Annotated in this window: 17 protein-coding genes; 7 read left to right on the top strand and 10 right to left on the bottom strand. The window is 37.2% G+C overall.

The annotated features are described in order from the left end of the window. The first annotated feature begins 14 nt into the window (after window positions 1–14). Window positions 15–1,574, top strand: a complete 1,560-nt coding sequence (locus C7Y70_RS17645; RefSeq protein WP_135476195.1) for a sulfotransferase — start codon at window positions 15–17, stop codon at window positions 1,572–1,574. Window positions 1,575–1,622: 48 nt separating this feature from the next. Here the strand turns inward: C7Y70_RS17645 and C7Y70_RS17640 are convergent, their stop codons facing one another. The 7 genes from C7Y70_RS17640 to C7Y70_RS17605 all read right to left on the bottom strand — a co-directional run bounded on the left by C7Y70_RS17640 (window position 1,623) and on the right by C7Y70_RS17605 (window position 12,842). Continuing rightward, window positions 1,623–2,519 (bottom strand): signal protein PDZ, encoded by an 897-nt coding sequence (locus C7Y70_RS17640; protein WP_135476193.1) that lies wholly within the window; start codon window positions 2,517–2,519, stop codon window positions 1,623–1,625. 1 nt (window position 2,520) lies between these two features. Beyond that, window positions 2,521–2,781 carry a hypothetical protein gene (locus tag C7Y70_RS17635; protein WP_099295870.1) on the bottom strand — a complete coding sequence of 87 codons (261 nt, stop codon included), beginning with the start codon at window positions 2,779–2,781 and terminating at the stop codon, window positions 2,521–2,523. A gap of 13 nt (window positions 2,782–2,794) precedes the next feature. Next, the gene (locus tag C7Y70_RS17630; protein WP_135476192.1) at window positions 2,795–3,472 is read right to left on the bottom strand and encodes a putative 2OG-Fe(II) oxygenase; all 678 of its coding nucleotides are present in this window, start codon (window positions 3,470–3,472) and stop codon (window positions 2,795–2,797) included. Between the two features lie 29 nt (window positions 3,473–3,501). Further along, window positions 3,502–6,249: a TonB-dependent receptor gene (locus tag C7Y70_RS17625; protein ID WP_135476190.1), complete on the bottom strand. Its 2,748-nt coding sequence runs from the start codon at window positions 6,247–6,249 to the stop codon at window positions 3,502–3,504. Window positions 6,250–6,650: 401 nt separating this feature from the next. Then, window positions 6,651–7,523: a class I SAM-dependent methyltransferase gene (locus C7Y70_RS17620; protein ID WP_135476188.1), complete on the bottom strand. Its 873-nt coding sequence runs from the start codon at window positions 7,521–7,523 to the stop codon at window positions 6,651–6,653. 69 nt (window positions 7,524–7,592) lie between these two features. After that, window positions 7,593–10,208 (bottom strand): TonB-dependent receptor, encoded by a 2,616-nt coding sequence (locus C7Y70_RS17610; protein WP_135476186.1) that lies wholly within the window; start codon window positions 10,206–10,208, stop codon window positions 7,593–7,595. Between the two features lie 276 nt (window positions 10,209–10,484). Continuing rightward, window positions 10,485–12,842 carry a DNA polymerase II gene (locus C7Y70_RS17605; protein ID WP_135476184.1) on the bottom strand — a complete coding sequence of 786 codons (2,358 nt, stop codon included), beginning with the start codon at window positions 12,840–12,842 and terminating at the stop codon, window positions 10,485–10,487. Window positions 12,843–12,902: 60 nt separating this feature from the next. Here C7Y70_RS17605 and dinG point away from each other — a divergent pair, with 60 nt between their 5' ends. The 5 genes from dinG to C7Y70_RS17580 all read left to right on the top strand — a co-directional run bounded on the left by dinG (window position 12,903) and on the right by C7Y70_RS17580 (window position 16,912). Next, window positions 12,903–14,978, top strand: a complete 2,076-nt coding sequence (gene dinG, locus C7Y70_RS17600) for an ATP-dependent DNA helicase DinG (protein WP_135476182.1) — start codon at window positions 12,903–12,905, stop codon at window positions 14,976–14,978. Next, on the top strand, window positions 14,978–15,754 hold the full coding sequence (locus tag C7Y70_RS17595) for a TSUP family transporter (protein ID WP_135476181.1): 777 nt from the start codon (window positions 14,978–14,980) through the stop codon (window positions 15,752–15,754). The genes dinG and C7Y70_RS17595 overlap by 1 nt, the downstream gene beginning before the upstream one ends. Before the next feature lies 1 nt (window position 15,755). Continuing rightward, window positions 15,756–16,364 (top strand): primosomal replication protein, encoded by a 609-nt coding sequence (locus tag C7Y70_RS17590; RefSeq protein WP_135476179.1) that lies wholly within the window; start codon window positions 15,756–15,758, stop codon window positions 16,362–16,364. A gap of 126 nt (window positions 16,365–16,490) precedes the next feature. Then, window positions 16,491–16,757 carry a late competence development ComFB family protein gene (locus C7Y70_RS17585; RefSeq protein WP_099295879.1) on the top strand — a complete coding sequence of 89 codons (267 nt, stop codon included), beginning with the start codon at window positions 16,491–16,493 and terminating at the stop codon, window positions 16,755–16,757. After that, the gene (locus tag C7Y70_RS17580) at window positions 16,754–16,912 is read left to right on the top strand and encodes a DUF2496 domain-containing protein (protein WP_099295880.1); all 159 of its coding nucleotides are present in this window, start codon (window positions 16,754–16,756) and stop codon (window positions 16,910–16,912) included. Before C7Y70_RS17585 ends, C7Y70_RS17580 begins: the two co-directional genes overlap by 4 nt. Before the next feature lie 27 nt (window positions 16,913–16,939). Here C7Y70_RS17580 and C7Y70_RS17575 read toward each other — a convergent pair whose 3' ends face one another. The 3 genes from C7Y70_RS17575 to C7Y70_RS17565 form a co-directional block, all read right to left on the bottom strand. After that, the gene (locus C7Y70_RS17575) at window positions 16,940–17,974 is read right to left on the bottom strand and encodes an isoaspartyl peptidase/L-asparaginase (RefSeq protein ID WP_135476177.1); all 1,035 of its coding nucleotides are present in this window, start codon (window positions 17,972–17,974) and stop codon (window positions 16,940–16,942) included. A 124-nt stretch (window positions 17,975–18,098) separates the two neighbouring features. Next, complete coding sequence (locus C7Y70_RS17570) at window positions 18,099–18,803, bottom strand: SapC family protein (RefSeq protein WP_135476175.1); 705 nt, start codon at window positions 18,801–18,803, stop codon at window positions 18,099–18,101. Window positions 18,804–19,040: 237 nt separating this feature from the next. Beyond that, on the bottom strand, window positions 19,041–19,736 hold the full coding sequence (locus C7Y70_RS17565) for a SapC family protein (protein WP_135476173.1): 696 nt from the start codon (window positions 19,734–19,736) through the stop codon (window positions 19,041–19,043). 63 nt (window positions 19,737–19,799) lie between these two features. Between C7Y70_RS17565 and C7Y70_RS17560 the strand changes: the two genes are divergently transcribed. Beyond that, window positions 19,800–20,813 (top strand): cupin-like domain-containing protein, encoded by a 1,014-nt coding sequence (locus tag C7Y70_RS17560; protein ID WP_135476172.1) that lies wholly within the window; start codon window positions 19,800–19,802, stop codon window positions 20,811–20,813. Window positions 20,814–20,923 lie beyond the last annotated feature (110 nt).

Raw genomic sequence — 20,923 nt, 5'->3', positions numbered from 1 at the left:
GGTATTAGTCAATAATGAACAATGAAGAAATAGCTAAAAAACTTGAAATTGCATATAACCTTTTTAGAAATGAGGGATCCTCTTTAAACTACAAAAATATTAATAATGAATTACTTGATTTAAACAAAAATAATATTCAAATCACTTTAAATTTAGCTATTCACTACTTATACATTGATGATTTGTTTTTCTTCGAAAGAGCTTACAGTAATTTAAATGACGAATCTAAACTTTGTATATTTAACCAGTTATTTCATGCAGGGGAATTAACTGAAAAAAGCAATATCTGTAAAATCATAATGAAAGGCTTATATAACAAGGACTACATAGCAGCACTTATTAGACTTGCCTCACATGGTGATCACGAGCTCACAATTAAATGCCTAAAAGAAGACTCTCATACCCAGAACCAAATAAAAAATAACATAGATGTCCTTGAGGTCGTTGCAAATTCATATTTAAAATTAGATCGTCAGAATGAAGCTATGCACTATTTAAAAATGGTGCTTTCATTAGATCCTAAACACTATGTATCTCGTTATAACTTGGCACTTACCTATGAAAATATTGGCGAATTTGAACAAGCAAAATTACTCTTCAAAACAAATTTTAAGCACCATAATCATACACAATCACTTACCAGGCTTTTATCTATAGAGTGTAAAGAAAAATTACCTCAACTTTTAAGAACATGTGAAAACATAATTAAAAAAAGCGAACTCTCAAAAGGTGAGCTAACTGATCTATATTTTTCAATGGGTACAGCTTTTGACAAGCTTGCAGAGTTTGGTCGTGCTTTTGAGTACTTTAAACTTGCAAACAACTTAGTACCAGTTAGTGAAACAGCGAATGATCCCATCTACTTAATGGAAGAGCAGTATAAAATAAGTTACCAATTACAGCGTGATGAATCCCCAGTATTTATTTGCGGTATGTTCAGATCAGGTAGTACCCTTATTGAACAGATTGTTTCTGCACACAGTCAGTTTGATAGTGGTGGTGAAATTGAGTTCTTTACAGCTGAAACACTTAACTCATGTATTAAAAGTAACAACTATGCAAATGAACTTGCAAATGCATATGAAAAAAAGATGAGCTTATATGGAGGGGGGATTAATCGAGTTATAAACAAATTACCGGATAACGTTTTATACATAGGTCTAATTAAAGCACTTTTCCCAAACGCGAAATTCATCATTACACAAAGAAGCATCGAAGATACTTGCTTATCCATCTATTTTCAAAATATCGCTAACAACTACCCCTACGCATCAAATTTAGAGTTAACTAAAGCGTATTTTTTAAAACAACAAACGGTAGTAAAACACTGGCAGTCCAAATTTAACGACGATATTTTGACGTTTAAGTACGAAGATTTAATTAGTTATACTGAGCAAAGTCTAAAGACATTGTGCCAATTCCTAGAAATAGAGTTTGAAAAAGACATGCTAAATTTTTACAAAAATACTAACAGTATTCGTACGGCTAGCTATCATCAAGTTAGAAGTAAATTACACTCAGGGTCAGTTGGAAGGTTTAAAAATTATAAGCACTTTTTGAGCGATATTTTTTAGATTGGAGAGATGCTAAATTACAGTAAATGTTATTTAGCATCGTTTAACTTACTCTGAAAGGCCTACATGCATATGCCCGTATTTAAAATCTACAGTTATTAAAAAGTGTTGTAATAAGTCATACCCAAGAACACCTTTAACATCCATCCCCTTTAAATTGGAGCCTGTAAATGAATCGCTATTTAATAACTCAAAGCGTTTACCCTCTTGCGGGTAAGCAATCGATACAGCGTCTACATTGAACGGTCCAAATTCAACTTTTGGTATATTAGATAACTCATAAGTTTGAGGGCCATTTATTTCTACTATTTCAACAGAAGTAGAGGCAAGAGATTTATCCCAACCTTGATTTTCAATGATCGTGCGTTCAACTTTCAACCCCTCTTGAGCACCAGTAGAGATTAGAGCCCAAATAGACTTACTGTCGTTTAGGTTAACCTTTACTATAGGGAGCGCTGACTGACGATGCAAGCGCATATCAATGTTTTCAGCTGCTCTTAAGTCAATTGATTTTCGATCTAAAAATCGCAGTTTTCTTTTTGGATAATCAAATTGCATTACAAAATTATGGAAAAAGCCGATACCAAGAATAATATCGCCATCATCTATTTTTGTAGGTCTCATTTCATCTAATTTATTGTTGAAGCCAAAAATATCAAGCTTAACTTGGTTGTACAAAAATTTTCTAGCTTCTGTACTGGTATCTTTAACATCAATTGATTTACCTTTTCTATCAGCCAACGGGTGGCTAATTAAAAACTGCTCACTAATGTAATGCTCTTTCTGACCGGTATCTAATATAGCGTTTACGGCAATCCCTTCGATTTCCGCAGGAACAACAACTTTACCATTAACCACTTTAAAATCAATCCACTGCGTTGCCGCGAATAAGTTGAAAGGTTTCAATAAGACAAAAAGAAATAATATAAGTGAATATTTGCTCATCTTAACCTCCATGCAAGGACCAGTTGCGGTCCAAGTCTTCCATCGTTTTTTTAGCGTTTTCTTCTTCTCTCTTTTTTGCTTCTTTAGTTATACAGCGACGCGTATTGAAGTGCGAACCTGTTTTTTTAATTGTTGTGCATACATACTTATCGTCTTTCTCAACTTTAGCTAATTCTTCCATTTGAGCATCTTTGTTATTAACATTGTTTGAACTACATGCCGTTAGAAGTAGTATCAACAAGGGAGTCATAATTTTTTTCATTAGATTTTTCCTTTTACTTTTTACGAATTAAACAATTAAGTGCAATCATAATTCTCGGACTCTGACCGAAATAAGTAACAACCTCATGCTCTAGATAACCAGGAAAAATAACAAATTTCCCCGAGTTTGGTCTAATTGCAAAGCCACCATAATCGAACATCGCTTTTAAATTAAAAAAGCCTTGATCGTCAGGATTTTGCTGTATGTGTCTTGGATCATATATTTGTAAGTAGCCACTTCGTGGAAACTCAACAGTTGGTAAATCCCCAGCATCAACATAATAGATCATTGACCAAGAACATTGGCCGTGATCGTGTAATGACTTAGTGGCACCAAATCGTGATATATGAAACCAAGATTCGAATTCAAATTTTAAATTACTTAAATCTTCTTTTTGCCAATTTGATGTTTCTAAGATCCAAGAAGTTAAAGCACCATTCATTAAACGACGAATTTCTAGGATATCTTCGTATTGAGTTAATGAAAATAAATCACCAGGGCTGTCGAAAATGTTGCCTAGAGTGGTATTAAGTTTATTCTCATTCTTATAACCTTGTTTCTCAAGGTCAAAAAATAGTTCAGATAATCGTTTATTTAACGCTTCTGAGTGAGCAAAGCTTCCTTCAAGAACAGGCGAAGCAAAGCATATTTTAGGTTTTGCATTTATTTGAATCATAAAAAAAGAGCGCACTATTGTGCGCTCCCTTACTCTAAACTAAATTAGAATTTAACATCATATTGTACGTACATGAAACGACCGATGTTGTCGTAAGTGCTTTGGCTGTAGAAAGGCCAGTCATTTACTGAGCTAAATGGAGGCTGTCTATCAAACAAGTTACGAATACCAACAGTTACTGTGTTGTTTTCATTAACGTGGTATGCACCTGTTAAATCAAACTGAACGTAAGAAGCAAAATGTTGAGACTCACCTGCGTCTACGTAATCACCGTTTGCATCTAAGTTTTTAGTATCTACATCGTAGTAACCAACTAACTGACATGATTTGTTAGCTGTATTACGCTTATCATACGAGTCATAACCAGGTAAGAAACGCATGTTTAATGACGTTGTAAAGTCACCTGTATCTAGTGTGAAGTTACCATTAGCATTGTAATCACGTGTTGCTTCATCATCAATCCAATCACACAAAGGTTGAACTGCTGAAGATTGTGATTCATAGCTTAAGAACTGTTCGATTTTCAAACGAGAAGTTAAAGAACCAAAGCTTAAATCAGTTGAATATTGAATATCATAGTTCAAACCAGTTGCACTTTGCTCAGTCAAGTTTTGTAAATCGGTTTTAACAAAACCTGTTCTCTTAGTATCATCAATACGACCAGATGAGTTACGTACAACTAGGTCTGTAAGGTTACCTTTCGCTTCCTCATCAAGAATTTCTTGAATACCTAGTGAACCAACAATATTTTCAATCTCTAGTGACCAATAATCGATTGTGAAAGATAGATCTTCAGTTACATCGTAAACCATACCAATATTGTAAGATACTGATGTTTCAGGCTCTAACTCTACGTTACCACCTGATTTAGAGTTAAGTTCAACTTCTTTACAATCAGGGTGATTATCATCGTTGCCAGCAGCTTGACATAGTTTAGTATCTACGGCTTTGCTCACACCGAATGAAGATGATAAGTAAAGGTCATCTAGCGCAGGTGCTTTAAAGCCTGTACCGTATGATGCACGCAGCATGATGTCATCTGTTGGGCGATAAGAAATTTTAGCGCTGTAAGTTGTTTCACTCGCGTCTGATTCACCCCAGTCTGCAGAGTCATTACGTACTGCGATGCTCGCTTCTAAATTATCAAGAATCGGTAAATTAACTTCCATGAACACAGCTTCATTTTGGAATACACCACCACCATTTGAACCAGCGCCACCAATAACATCACCGCTGATAGAAGCTTGGTCAGAACGGTCTAAGTAGTTTTCACGACGAACATCAACACCCGCTGCAATACCTACTTCACCACCTGGAAGCTCAAGACCTGTAATACCCGAAACCGCTAATGAAGAGAAAGCTAGCTCATATTCAGATGTTCTGTGAATTGATGAGTTTAAGCCTTCACAGAAGTCTTTTAGCTCTGCTGAATTACAATCGTTTACTACGAAAGGATTCAAAGTACCATCAGCAAATGCACCTTCAACACCATCTACAAGTAACTGACCAGCTTTACCAACCTGACGGTTAGTCAAGCGTGAGAAACCGATATCAAAATCTAGCTCCCAGTTATCGCTGATCAAGTAGTTTGCACCACCGATTGCTTCAAACGTTTCATTTGTGTTGTCTTTTTGACGGTTAGGGAAATCGATATAACGACGACCTACATAAGCAAAACCATCGCCAGCAGCAATTTCATCAGCAATTTTAGCGCCCAGCGTAGGGTTTGATTTATAACGGTCGTTAATTAAGAAGTCTCTTAAAAATGGACTCTCAGAAATGTTAACAGAACCTGGAGCTGGTGCATTTGAACTGTGCGTGTAAGCACGTGTATAACGGAACTGTGAATCAAATGTTAGGTCATCACTATATTCATGAGAAATTGACGTTAAGATAGATTGACGGTCACTTGCTGGCTGTAATTGATATAACGGTGCGAAGTCATACGCACAACGGCCATTAGATAATACATTTTCGGTAGCACAATCAGACCAAGGAGCCCAACCTGTATCAGTCGCAGAAGGCGAATCAACATACGTAGAACCAGGAATACCCCAAGATGAACGACCTTCACCACCACGGTGGTTTGGAAGATAAGCTGTACCACCCATTTCACGGTCTTTAGCCATAATTGGACGACGTTCGAAATAATCAGCTGCGAATAAAATATTAGTATTGCCGCTTGTAGCACCCGCTGTTAATGAGAACTGAAGCTCATCACCATCCATGTGTTCTAATGCTGCGCCGTATTTAAATTTAGCTGCAACACCTTCCATGTCAGTTTTAGTAATGATGTTAATTACACCAGCTACCGCATCAGAGCCGTATACTGCTGAAGCACCATCAGGTAATACATCAATACGTTCTACAGCTGCCATTGGAATTTGGTTTACATCTGTAAATACGCCACCAGCAGAGTTTTTAGGTAAACGACGGCCGTTTAAAAGAATTAGTGTGTAGTCAGAGCTAAAACCACGAATACCAACTGAAGATGCACCAGCCGCTTGGCTAAGTGTAGCTGATTCGTTAAAACCGCCAGTAGAAGCATTGGTTCTTAAAAACTCTGCTACTGTAGAAACACCTGTTTTTTCGATTTCAACAGATGTAAAAACTGTAACTGGTGTTGCAGTTTCCATATCAGTACGGCTGATACGTGAGCCTGTTACTTGAATACGTTCAACTTTTTCTGCGCCTTCTTCAGCAGCAATTGTGCTTGCTGAAAATGCAGCTGTTGATGCTGCACCGAAAGCAATCGCTAGGCGAACTGCTTTTGAAACTTTGTTATTTAACATTTGATTATTCCCTGGTCATATTTGAAATATGATTTTATTAGTTTTAGACCCCAAAGGAGCGACTTAGTTAACGTAATGGCAACTAAGTACCCCATTGCGAGAAAATATACTAATATCAGGAACATCATTTGGTCAACAGTTTTTTAACTTGCAAGGCGTTTTGTTTACAAAAAAAACGTCTGTTAACGGTGAGGTTCAAATGTAACCACATGTAAAATAAGTGAAAATGCAATGCAGTTGCTATAAACAGCCTAAAATAAATTTAATGAGCCAAGATGTGAACTAGTTCTTATTATCATTTAGCTAAAAACCAAGGGATTTTAAAAGCAAAACAATCTAAACAATTAACAACTTTATTCAACGTGCTTTACATTTATTAGCCCAGCAATATAAAAGTAATTTTAAAGCTTATGACCTTGATAAAGTGTTCCAATAAACTGTTTATTTTTATCGATTAACTTTACAGAAGATACTGATAAATTATATTGATTTAAGTAACCTAAAATTTCACTACTATTTTTTGCTGCATTCTCTAAATCACTCAGCCTAAATATTAACCCTTCAAGCTCTTTATTGAATAAAGAGTATGCTTTATCTAAGTCGATTTTTCTATTACTTAAAACAAATTCGTAAAAGCTTGGAAATAATGTTGCATTGAATGCGTAAGTGTTTATTTTATTTTCTTCTTTTATAAAAAGTTCTATTAAATTAATTTTTTCATTTAATATATCATCGTTTTTTTTGATGCATGTTATGAGCTGGTAAAGCTCATTTAAGAACATGTTTTTTACTCGTTTTGCTGAAGCTAATATATCTATATTTGGAGTAACGATATCAGAATCTTTTTCGTGGCAAATTAACTGATAACTCCCCCCTTTTTTTAAAACCCTACCACACTCTTTAATACTGGCATGAAGGTCACTATATTCAATTGCAAACTGTGATACTACTGCATCAAAAAATTCATTTTTGAATGGAAGGTTTTCTGCGCTCGTATTAGAAATAAATCTTCCTGGTAGGCTTTTTATAAGGTCTTCTTTTAATTGCGCTTGATCGACTGCAAAAAATGTAAAATTATGCTCACGAGAATTATTTATTAAATCGATTAATGCCCCATTACCTGTACCTATGTCTAAAATTGTAGCATCTTCATTTAATGCACTAGAAAAATTCCCCCAACATTCTTTCAGTTTACCTGAGTAATTTGTTTTTATATCTTCACCAAAAGAAGTTATATAACCCTGTGCCCAATACTCGCTCCAATAATCTTTCATAAACCCTTCTTACTGACATGAAAAAGGGCTGAATAATCAGCCCTTTTGTATTTTTAAGTTTATTTAAACTTAGAAACTAATAGTGTAGTTCACACGGTAGTCACGACCAAAGTTGTTGTACAAGTCTTGGTTATCCCATGTACCTGCTGAAGAAAGAACTGGATCTTCATCAGTTAAGTTATTGATTGTGAATGTAACTGAACCGTACTCACCTGCAAAATAGCTGTAAGTTAAGTTGTGAATCAACCAGCTGTCAAGTTTACCTTCTTGCTCGTAGTAACCATCGCCGTCTCTATCGATCTCTGTCTCAGTTGTGCTATCTGTATAAGTAGAGTTCCAAGATACTGAGTGATCTTCATAAGACCATGACACAGTCGCTACAGACTTAAGCTCTGGTTGACCTGACCAACCTGTAGTATTTTGAACCGTACCACCTACTTCAGAATCGTATGCAAGTACAAAGCTGTTAACATTGCTGAAACGTAAATCACCGAATGCTGTTTCAAGGTTAGCATTGATTGTGAAATCGATACCTTCAATTTCGAAACCAGCACCATTAAAGTAAGAAGTACCTGCTTCAATTAGAGTACCAGATGCAGCACGCTTCAAGTAGAAAGTTTCGTTTGAAGTATCTGTATCAGGTGAAACAGCTGAGATTAGACCAGCAGCTTCGTCAGAAAGAAGACCTTGTAAAGACTTAGATTGAATTACGTTTTCAACAGAAAGTTGGAAGTAATCAAGCTTAAAGCTCACATTGTCATTAACATCCCATGCTACACCTAAGTTAGTGTAATCAGACGTTTCTGCATCTAGACCAGAGTTCTGCGTGTAATAAGTATCATACTGACGTGATGTTGTTGCACCGTTAGCGTAATCGATTGCTGATTCAGCAGAGAAAGTACGTGCAGCATTAAGCAAGTCAAGACCTGGCGCACGGAATGATTCTGAGTAAGAACCACGAACCACTACACCTTCCATAGCTTCCCAACGAGCTGAAAGAGCAGGTGCAATGTTATCACCAAAATCTGAATAATCATCGTAACGTGCTTTAACGTTAAGCTCTACAGTCTCAGTTACAGGTAATACTGTTTCAAAGAATACAGCTGTTACATCACGTAAACCTTCAGAAGAGTTACCTGCTGAACCACCGATACGGCCTGCTTCAGACTGACCATCATAGATATCAGCATAAGTTTGCTCAAAGTACTCTGCACCCACATAGTGAGATACTGTACCGCCAGATAGTTCACCTAAATCGAAACCGATACCAGCAAACACTTGGTCGAACGTAGAAGAAGACTCTTGAAGAGTTGTTGCTTTCATGTTTGCAACACCTTCTTCAGAACCCAAATCGATATCGTTTTGTTGGTTGTAAGCAAGACCTGAATAAGAAAGGTAGTATTGACCTACAGACTTATTATCAGCCTTGTTGCGGTGGTAATATACTTCCCAAGAAGCATTATTCCAATCAAGGAAACCACGAAGACCTGCTGTTAAATCTAGGTTGTAGTCATCAACGTTACCATCACGCGTGCCGATATCTACCCAACGGAAGTAACCAGTTGTTTCTTCACCATATGGGTTGTGCTCATTATCAGCAGCCATACCACGCCAAGGAGCAGCAGGTGGTGCATAACGACCGAATGAAGAGTTTTGTACAAACATTGCTTGACCAAAGAACTCTACATTTTCAGATAGCTCATAGTTAGAGCTCACATATAACGTGTTGCGGTCAATCGAAGCTGTATTGTAAGAAACGTTACCGAATGCATACATACAATATTCAGAACCTGGGCCCCAATCTTCATTTGCATCAACACGGCGGAACGTATCTTCACCGTATTCTGCAATTAAGTCATCACACTTTAGTGAAGCTGACGCTGTAGCAAAATCAGGTGAAGCAATAGTAGCACCATAGATTGACCAACCTACAGTATCACCTGAATACGCTTCGATATCGCCGTCACCGTCTAAATCGCCGATTTGCGCTTTAGTGTAATCACGAGCGCCGTCACTAATACCTTTACGTTTTTGGTGATCGAATGAGAAAGTAATATTACCTTTGTCGCTAGAAACACCACCGACTACTGAGAACTCAGATGAAGTTGTGCCTTCATCTTGGTCACGATGACCTGCACCAACATTGAAAGTTAGGCCTTCAAAGTTGTCTTTTAGGATTACGTTAACAACACCTGCCATTGCATCTGAACCATAAATTGAAGAAGCACCTTCAGTCATGATGTCGATACGTTCAACAGCTGCCATTGGGATAGCATTAAGGTTAGCAGAAGCACCACCAAGAGTAGGTGAACCTGGGAAACGACGGCCATTTAGAAGTACAAGAGTACGACGTGAACCAGCACCACGAAGGTTGATAGTTGCTTGTGACTGCGCTGAGCTACCAGAACGCTCAGAGAATGAACCGAAAGAGTTTAATGAACTAGAGCGTAAAGCATCAGCAACTGTAAAGTCACCTTCCATCTTTATGTCTTGCGCTGTAATTGAAATTACTGGTGAAGCGCCTTCAAGGTCGGTACGTTTGATACGTGAACCCGTTACTTGGATACGTTCAACTTTTTCTGCACCCTCTTCAGCAGCCATTGTATTAGCTGAAAAGGCAGCAGTTGAAACTGCACCAAAAGCAATCGCTAAGCGAACAGCTTTTGAAACTTTATTATTTAACATTTGATTCTCCCTGGACCACTATATTGCGGTTATTTTTATTTAGCTTTTGTAAACGATTGCGAACATAACGTTGCAATCACACAAAGATACTAAACAAAAAAAACACGACTGCCAACATCTGTTCACGAATAATTAAACTAATTTAAGCAATTAATCCAAAAAATGCATCAAAGAGGTACAAATACACTTATTTAAGGGACAATCTTAACTGGTCATTTATTAAAATTGTTACGCATTGTTTTACTTGTGGGAACTTAGTTTCTTTTTTCGCAACAATCAGAACAGGTCTAACTGGCTCTTTTTTGTACTTTGAAAGTCTAACTTTAATGGTTGGAGTATCATTTGAGCGATAGGTTTTATTTGTTTTTCGACATAAACTGCATAATCAAACTTGTTGCCAATTTGGTGTAATTGCGCACCGCTATCTGTATATACATATTCAACAACCTGTCCCTTTGCTATTTCAAATTCAGGGTAGTTAGCTTGATATTTTTTTAAAGCTTGTACGTGAGGTGGGATGTTTTTTTGGTAATCTGATAAATGTTGCCCTAGGCGTTTACGGTAGATTAACTTACTATCGAACTCGCCAGCATGTAACCGTTCGATATAACTTTCGATAACCGTTGTTAAACTTGTGGCGTCAAAGTTATCTTTAAATAACAATTCAAAAAGCGCTACCTGAAACTCTTGTGCAAGCTGTGTCCAGTCGCTGCGAACTGTTTCCATGCCTTTAAATACCAGCCTTTTATCGCCATCATTATTAATTTGGCCTACATAGCGCTTTTTAGACCCAGTTGTTTTTCCGCGTATAGTAGGCATAAAAAAGGGACTGTAGTGAGTTTCAAATTCAATTTCTAAATAACTTTCTAAATCAAATCGATTTTTTATTTCTTCTTGCCATTTTATATTAATGGTATGCGCTAGCCGGTTTCCTTCCAGCTTACATTGTTGTGCTGTCATCGCTTCATCTAAACAGACAAATGTCGAGTCTGTATCGCCATAAATAACTGTGTGGCCAAGTTCTTCTAGCCATTTACGTGTGGTTTGCATGATTTCATGGCCACGTAGGGTAATCGAACTCGATAAGCGCGGATCATAAAAGCGACAGCCTTTTGAACCGAGCACACCATAAAAACTGTTCATTATAATTTTAATCGCCTGCGATAACATAGGTTGATCAGTTTCTTTTGCACTTTGGCGAGACGCTGCAAGCTCTTTGATTAAGTTTGGTAAGTGATGCTGCTCTTTTGAAAAATAAGCTTCAAAGAAGCCAGGGATTGCATCACTCACATTATCAAGCCCTTTAATTAAGCCCAATGGGTCAATACAAAAGGTACGCATTATAGAGGGGTATAGGCTTTTAAAATCTAAAACCAATACGTTTTTGTAAAGCCCCGGTGTTGACTCCATAACATAACCACCAGGGCTTTCAAACGTTAAACCATGCTCACCTAAATTAGGTGCAACATAGCCACTTCTATGAAGCAACGGTAAGTATAAGTTGGTAAACGCAGCCACGGAGCCCCCCATCCGCTCTAGTTCTAAGCCAGTCAATTCAGTACGAACAACAGCAAAGTCTATAAGTTTGAGTGTGTCGAATATTCGATTGACTAAAACACAATCTTGGCGGTTGTAAGCTGCAAGTGCTAATTTATCTTCATTATATTGACGAACAATTTCACTTAAACGATTATTGCTTTTTATCAGCTTTTCTTCACCCAATACTTTGTGACTCACGTTTGCAAGCGAAAAACTATCAAAGTGATACGTTGCATTCTTTAACGTATCTATACCATCAATAACGCAACGACCCGGTAATGTTAAGCGCGTAAAATGACCTTCCTTTACAAAAAGAGGTGAATGATCTCTCCCTATTAACAACTTTATACCAAGCTCTTCAGCACGCTTGTAAAGTACAGTAAAATCAAATTCGATGACATTCCAGCCGATGAGGATATCGGGGTCCACTTTTAAGATAAAAGCTTGAAGCTGGTTGAGTAAATCAAGCTCATCATGGCACCACACAATTGACTGTTTAGATGTCATAGGCTCGCCAATCATCAATACACAATCAATGTCATCACCAACAAGGCCGATTGAAAAAAGCACCCCGTCCCCACTACATTCAATATCTAACGATAAACGCTTAAATGAAGGTATATAGTTATCAGCCGCTTTGATTTGCCCATGATTAATTTGAATGTAACCTTGTTTTTGTGTGACCTCTCCTGTGACATAAACACTGCCACGAATAAAGCGCTCCATCAAAAAGCGGTCAGTGTGGCGAATATCCGCTTCATATATTGAGATTGACTGCTCAAGTAGGATACGTGCTTGATATAATGTTTGAGTTGAATAAAAATAATAGGCAACGCATTCTTCTGAGTCGAAGTGGTGTATTGATACCTCTTTTATGTCGAATGGGATTGCAACTGATTTTAATAAAGCGTTTGCTTTTTCAACATCTGAGGCGCGTATAAAAAACAAAGCCGATTGATTAGGTATTAACACTTTTATTGGGCCACTATCACTAGACAGCCAATAACACAGAGTAATGCCTTCTTGGTGGTTATACTTATTAGGAGAGTATTGTTGCCTTGAAAGTATAAAGCCTTGATAGATTGCTTGTGTCAATGTCCGATCCCAATTAATATGTAGCACTGTAATTATATACATACTTTAGGTTATTCACCCATGCTTTCTGAACCATTAAAAACCACCATACGAAAAATTCATAAGCATGTGGCCGATAACCTGAACGACTACCGCCCTCGTAGCAGCCAAAACTACTTAGTCGCTGAAATTGCGAAAACACTTGCTGGCGAATACCATAAAAAACAACGTATTTGCGTTATTGAAGCAGGAACTGGTACTGGCAAATCACTCGCTTATTGCCTAGGCGCTTTGCCTTTAGCACTGGCACAAAAAAAGAAACTCGTCATTTCAACCGCTACTGTTGCATTGCAAGAGCAGCTTATAAGTAAAGAACTGCCGTTTTTTAAAACTCATTCTGGACTTGATTTTAAATTTGATTTAGTTAAAGGTCGTCAACGCTATATATGCGCACATAAGCTGCACAATGCTATAAATGGCGATAGCCAAACACAAATGGAGTTCATGCCAACGCTGAACTCTCCTTTGAGTCCGATGGAAACAAAATGCCTAAAACAACTTTATGATGCATATACCAATAAAAAATGGCAAGGCGATAGAGATAGCTGGGCTGATACTATTCCAGATCGTGTTTGGGGGCTAATTGCTTGCGATAAGCACGCCTGTCAAAGACAAATGAAAGCACATCAAACTTGTCCATTTCAGCTCGCTCGTCAACGATTAATGCAAATGGACGTATTGGTCATCAATCACTCTTTATTACTAGCAGATCTTGATTTGGGCGGCGGTAAAATTTTGCCCGAGCCAGATAACACCATTTATGTTATCGACGAAGCTCATCATTTAGCACATATAACACGTGATTTTTCTTCTGCGGCAGCCACTATAAAAGGCACCATTGACTGGTTAGACAAACTTACAAAATTCAGTGGGAAAATGGCAAAAGTTTTAGTAGGTCAAAAAGCCATAGGACAAAACTTTAAATTATGCGACAGCGTTAACGATGCTAATAAAGACCTAAAAGTTGTTCGCGATATATTAGACAAGGCCGATTTTAACTACTCTAAAGATGACACTTATCGCTTTGAACATGGTGAGATCCCCGATTCGTTATACAATAAAGCCAAAGATATTAGTGAAGCTACTCTAGATGCTCTTCGCTGTTTAAATAAAATGCACGATACATTAGTACAAGATGTAAGTGATGGCGATATCAAACCCTATGTAGCCGACCCTATACTGGGCGAAAGTGGTCATTACATAAATCGGTTAGAACAACTTAATAAGCTTTGGTTTAGTTATGCTAATAAAGGTGAAGGCATTCCCCATGCGCGTTGGATAAAACGGTTAGAGTATAAGAGCCATCATGATCATCTATTAAGTGACTGTCCTATCGAAGTGGGTTATTACTTAAAAGATAAACTTTGGCGACAATGTGCGGGTGCTGTTTTATGTTCAGCCACTTTAACGGCTCTGGGATCTTTTGATCATTTTGCATACGAAAGCGGATTAGCCAAAGAGGAAGGTGTTAAATACCTCAAAGTGCCTTCACCTTTTGATTATCCAAATCAAGCTACTTTACATATCCCAAAATCAACTATTGAACCTACTGATAAAGATTTTAGTGATCATTTAGCCTCTGTTCTGCCCGAACACTTAAATCAACAACAAGCGAACTTAGTGCTATTTGCATCGTATTGGCAGATGGATCATGTGGTCAAAGCATTACGTTTAAAAAATATAGATATTTTAGTACAAGGCGAGATGTCTCGAGAAGCGCTTTTAAAAAAACATAATAAAAATATAGAACAAGGGAAAGGTAGCATATTATTTGGCACACAAAGTCTATCCGAAGGACTCGATTTACCCGGTAAATATCTTGAAAACCTCGTGATAACTAAAATTCCCTTCGCCGTGCCAACTTCACCGATAGAAGAAGCTCAAGCTGAATTTGTACAAAGTAAGGGTGGAAACCCATTTTTATCAATCACTGTGCCCGACGCAGCAAAGAAATTAGTACAAAGCTGTGGTAGACTGCTTCGAAAAGAAAACGATCAGGGACGAATCACAATTCTTGATCGCCGATTAGTAACCAAGCGATATGGAAAAGCCATGCTTGATACACTTCCACCTTTTAAAAGACAAATAGACTATTAATGTTTGAACTTGCACTTGACCCAACAACATGGGCACTCCTTTGCGCTGTGGCACTGGCCGCAGGTTTCATTGATGCCATAGCCGGTGGCGGCGGTATGTTAACTGTACCAGCATTATTAACGGCCGGGTTACCGCCACATTTGACTCTAGGCACGAATAAATTAGCAGCAAGCTTTGGTTCACTTACCGCAAGCGTAACGTATTTTCGTAAACAACTATTTAATCCCCGTTTTTGGGCTGCTTCGATCTTAGCGACGGGGTTAGGTGCACTAATAGGTACGCTTGTTGTTGATTACTTAAGCATCGAGTTTTTAAATAAACTCTTACCCGTTGTGATTATTGTTGTAGCTTGTTATAGCTTATTCGGTAACTTGAGCGCGACTGAAGAGCATGCATTACCTCCTCTTAATCGCTCAACAAAGGTTAAGCAATGGTTGCAAGGCTTAAGCCTAGGTTTTTTTGATGGATTAGCAGGACCAGGTGCTGGTACTTTTTGGACTGCATCTAACAGCTTACTTTATAGAATGAGCTTACTGTTAAACTGTGGGTTAGCGCGTTCCATGAATTTTGTTTCAAATTTTGTGTCATTAATCACCTTTGTTGCTCTGGGCCATGTTAACTTTATATTAGGTGTCACTATGGGGCTGTTTCTTATGCTAGGTGCATGGCTGGGTGCTCACTCTGCAATCCGCTTTGGTAGTAAGTTTATCAAGCCTGTTTTTAATACTGTTGTGATTATTTTAGCGCTTAAATTAATTTATGAGGCATATTTATAATATGCAATCAATCGCGTTTGAAAAGCTTTGTCAGCAAATAAATACACTCAAGCAACAAGCAATCAAGTTTGATAATGCTAAATTACTTACTAAAAATCGCTATATGCAAGCTCAACCAAGTTTATTTGATCGTCGTGTTTTTTCAACTAAAAGCTTAAACTTGGCTGACTATGTGATTGAAATAGAGGATGAAATAGCAAAGCTGCCTCCAGCAGAGCATCGCCACGCTTACAATTATGCCCTTGAACGTATTGGCAACCAAGTAGAGGCTGTATTTAATGTTATTAAATCAACACCGATCTGGGCAAAAGAAAATAAACATACATTCAAACCCCGCAATAAGACAAAAGCTTTTCAGCAAACCGCAAAGAAAATCATGCAACCGATTCATGAACTCTATGATGAATTAAAACAAAATCATGAGTTCGAGCGAAGACTGGTATTAATGATAGAAGAACGTAAGCTAAAAATGCAAAATGTCGGACCCGCAAAAGCCTCTGAGTTGAATTTAGAAATATTAACCTTACACGGCCGCTTGGGCCGGTGTAGAAAAGCAATATCGGCCACTGAAGAAAAAATCCAACTTGTTGAAAAAAAACAACTACGCTAGCTACCCTATTCACACTTAATATTTGCATAATCGATAATTTCACGCTCGATTTTGCAGCAGATATTCGATTTATCCAACACCTTAGTATAAACTAAAATCAATGATATAAACTAAGCGAGTAAAGCCGTGAGACTCCATGATGATATACATAACTACTTTGAAAAAATAGTGGTTGAAGAGATAATTAAGCGAAAGTTAGATAAGCAGTATGACGATGATACAATGGCGGATTTTTGTTGTACTGTGTTAAACCAGTTAACACCACGATATATTCGTTTTGATGTTGATATGGCCTTTTATTTGCCACAAGACGAGAGAATTCACATGGAAAACCAAGTTAACATTGCAATAGATGTTGCTATCAGCCAAATCGCAAAAAAAGGAAAAGTATGAGCCAAGCACTTGAACAAGCACCTACCCATATCAAACTAGCCGTTGATCTCATTCAATTATTAGAAGAAAACAATGTTAAACCAGAAGATGTGTTAAAAGCATTAGAGATTATTAAGGGTGATTACACAAATAAACTGACTGCATCACCCACATAAATTAGGCGCTTTCATTTTTAAAAATGATTACTCTCCATTGAATATACCAACGTAAGTAGCTTGTGTGTTTGATTTGCTTGCTCTATACATACCTGAAGTATTGAACGGCATACTCATATTTCCTTCCCTATCAACAATTATCACACCGCCCGTTCCTCCAATTGGTTTAAGCACACCGTTAATAACCTCATCGCCTGCTTGTGAAATTGTTTTACCTTGGTATTTTACACGGGCACAAACATCTGCAGCCACAGTATAACGAATGAAGTATTCGCCATGCCCTGTTGCTGACACTGCACACGACTCGTTTTCAGCAAATGTACCAGCACCAATAATAGGCGCGTCACCAACACGACCAAAGCGTTTTGCAGTCATACCACCGGTAGAAGTACCTGCTGCTAAATTGCCATTTTTATCAAGTGCAACAGCCCCTACGGTGCCCATTTTAAAGTTAGCAGGCAGTGCTGAATGTGCAGCTTGGTAGTCCTTACTTGTTTGCTTTGCTTTATCTAGCTTTTCTTTGGCTTTCAATAAAGATTTATATCGATTTTCTGTATCAAATAGATTGTTTTCAACTAACGGAACACCGTTATTTTCCGCAAACTTCTCAGCACCTTGACCGCTAAGCATTACATGAACTGATTGCTCCATAACTAAACGGGCTAAGTTAATAGGATTCTCAATGTGTTTCACACCCGAAATAGCACCTGCTTGGCGGTTACGTCCATCCATAATCGACGCATCTAACTCATGCTCGCCATCATATGTGTAAACAGCGCCACGGCCAGCATTAAAATAAGGGGAATTTTCTAAGACGTTGATAGCAGCTGTAATGGCATCTAGGCTTTCTCCACCTCGTTCAAGCACTTTATAACCTGTCTCTACTGCCTCTTTGAGTTTAGCTCTGTATGCTTTTTCTTGCTCTGGTGTAAACCTGCTCTTTTCGATAGTGCCTGCACCGCCATGGATAGCGATTGCGAATGGTTTTGTTTTGGCAAACAATTGTGGAGTAACAATAAGCGAGGTAACGCTTATTAAACTAGCTAAAACTAATTTATTCATGTTTTTCTATTTAGTTTATTCAATGTGATTCTACTGTGTATAAAATCACCTCCTATTACAACCTTTACCAGATAAAGCGCATAAAAAAAGCGCCTAGTGGCGCTTTTTCGTCATACATGCTTAATTAAGCTTGTTGAGCTTTTAAGCGTGCTAAACGCGCTACTTGATGAGTAGACGTTAAGAACGAATACATTGGTGCTAAATAACCACGTTTACGAAGATCTAAAAAGTCTTCATCGCTTAGTTCATTCAATTTTTTCTCATCAATAAGGTAAATACCATTGATGTCTTTTTTCTCGCCTTTAATATCAACTGTTAGTGTCTGTGCAACTAGCAGCTCTTTATCAGCTAAAAACTTAGTGAACGCTTCTGTTACTTGAGAAAACTCAATAAAAGATACTAATGCTTCTTTACGACGCTTTAAATAATCAGTTTCTTCACCGTTTTCAAATAAAGCACTACCTTGCTCTTCACCAACAAGCGGGCTTGCTTCATCAATAACAATACCGTATTGATCTTCTTGCGGGTGCTTAACCAAACCTAGTGGGTAGCGTGTTGTTGCCATAGGTGCATAGGCAGCAGTCCATTTACCGTCTTGAACAAATAAGTTTTCGCCTGGCTCTAGGCCAAACATAGCAACCGCTTGAAATTGACCTGTTTCATTATTTTTAACAAAAGACATTGGGAATTCATTTGCCACACGAGCAAACTCGTGTGCAACAACTGGTACTAAATGTTGTGATTTTAAAAATTCTACATTGATGCCGTTTTGAATTTTAGTGTTGGCATGTTTTTCATTGTGTAAAGGCTGTACTTGTTGCTCCGCCATGTTACTGCTCCATTAAATTATAAATTATGTTTTTGCTGTTAGTGCCCTAAGGCTAAAGGTTTTGAACACAAAAAGGAAGTGAAAATTTTGTTGCAAATTGTACTTCAGATTTACTACTTTGAATGACACCAATTAGATTAACCTAAACTACTTCAATTTGCTTACATAGGAAGGTTAATTAAGCATCTATGTGTGAACGACATGACTTGTCACATTATAGAACCCTTAGTTTTAAATTTAACTTTTTGTTGACTTGTCTATTAGACGTTGGAATTGGCCTAATGAAATTAACTGCGAATAAATAGCCTCAAGCATGCCATTCTTTTGCATCAATAACATATCCTCATCGCTTATAGTGTTTAATAAGTCTCTGTCTACAGAAAACAACCCTGAGATTTGCTTTTTTTCACCATCACCTAAATCAAATTTAAAACTTTGCTCAGTCAGAAGCCCTAATTCGTTTAACTTTTCAATAAACTGACTGCTTAGTAATTCTTGCTCAGCCAGATCCAATAATTGCTTTTGTTTTGAAATTGTATATTCAGAAGGTTGCCCTTCACTTGTAACCAAAGCAGTTCCTATGCCTTGCGTATTGAGCACATCGGGATTGACCGCCATTACTACATCATCATGTGTATTTTTTGCCAATGCAAAAGGATATTTAGCGATATTTTGTGGCACATAGACCGTATCAAAATGCCCATCATTAATGAACACATTAGAACCCGCCTGTAGACCCAGAATAGCAACCATATGATAGCTATCATTTTTTGACTTAATAAAAGAAATTGGGAAGTTTAAAGCTACTTTTGCAATTTCACTAGGTACAATACTCACCATATGTAGATGGCTAGCGTATGAATATTCACCACTAATTTGAACAGAATATTCTTTATGTTTTTCCAAGCTAAATATTTCATAATTTTCTGACATAAATCACTCATCAATATGTTATTATTTTATTAAAAATAACATGTATTCAAGGTAAGTTAAAGGATGAAGATACAACGAATTAATGTTGAAGAAATTGATAATTTAAAGAGTTATCTTGAAGAAAAAGACAGCCCAATTATTTTAACCAACTTATTTAATAATTGGCCATCATTAGAAATTGCAAAACATTCAGGTGATAAAATATTACGACACTTGATTAGTCAAGCGAAACCTGAACTTGTTAATACTTTAGTTATTGATGAAAAACACAACGGTTTAATAAGCTTTTCAGATAATACTTTTGAGTCTTATACTTTTAAAAAATACGATGCTCCTTTTCAATCAGTGCTTAAAAAGCTTATCCTTAATTTAAAGTTAAAGAACACCGAGGTCATTGCAGTTCAAAGTGCTCTAATTAAAGATTGCTTAACTTCATTTTTAAAAAATAATCCATCCCCAGACTTTTTAGCAAGTATTGATCCTCGAATTTGGATTGGTAATGCCACAACAGTCCCTGGACACTATGACTGCGAGCATAATATAGCTTTAAACCTTTGTGGTAAAAGAACTTTTTACCTACTTCCTGCCGAAGCTATTTCAAATTTATATGTTGCGCCACTGGATTTTTCCATAGCGGGTCCCGCTGTTAGTCAAGTCGACTTTTCGCAACCTGACCTTACTAAGTTTCCAAAGTTCTCTAATGTAAAAGATCAAGTATTAAAGGCATCGCTAAATGAAGGAGAAGCTTTATTTATTCCACCGCTGTGGTGGCATAATGTAAAAGCGACTGAAAAAATAAATATATTAATTAATTATTGGTGGAAAAATGAAACCACGGATAAGAGTATAAATAATAATGCTTCAGACAGTTTATTACATAGCATTTTAACAATTAGACATTTACCTGAGCATCAGAGAAAATCATGGCAAAAAATTTTTGATTATTATGTTTTCAATAAATCAGACCCTTTCACTAAAAAAACCAAAAATTATGATGGAATATTATGTGGCAATAAAAACAAAATTAAACTGGCATATAAAGCACTAAATTCAAGAATGAAAAGCAACAACCACTAATTCATTAACAACACATTAAACCACCAACTTATTTAACTCATTATACTGATAAACTTTTTAATATCACATTGACTTTGTAAGTTGGGCAAAAAAAATGCCGCTAAAAAGCG

This window comes from Pseudoalteromonas sp. KS88, assembly GCF_004766475.1.
In the GTDB taxonomy this organism is placed as follows: Bacteria; Pseudomonadota; Gammaproteobacteria; order Enterobacterales; family Alteromonadaceae; genus Pseudoalteromonas.
The sequence above is the reverse complement of the archived record's forward strand: the minus strand, read 5'-3'. Positions and strand labels throughout refer to the sequence as shown.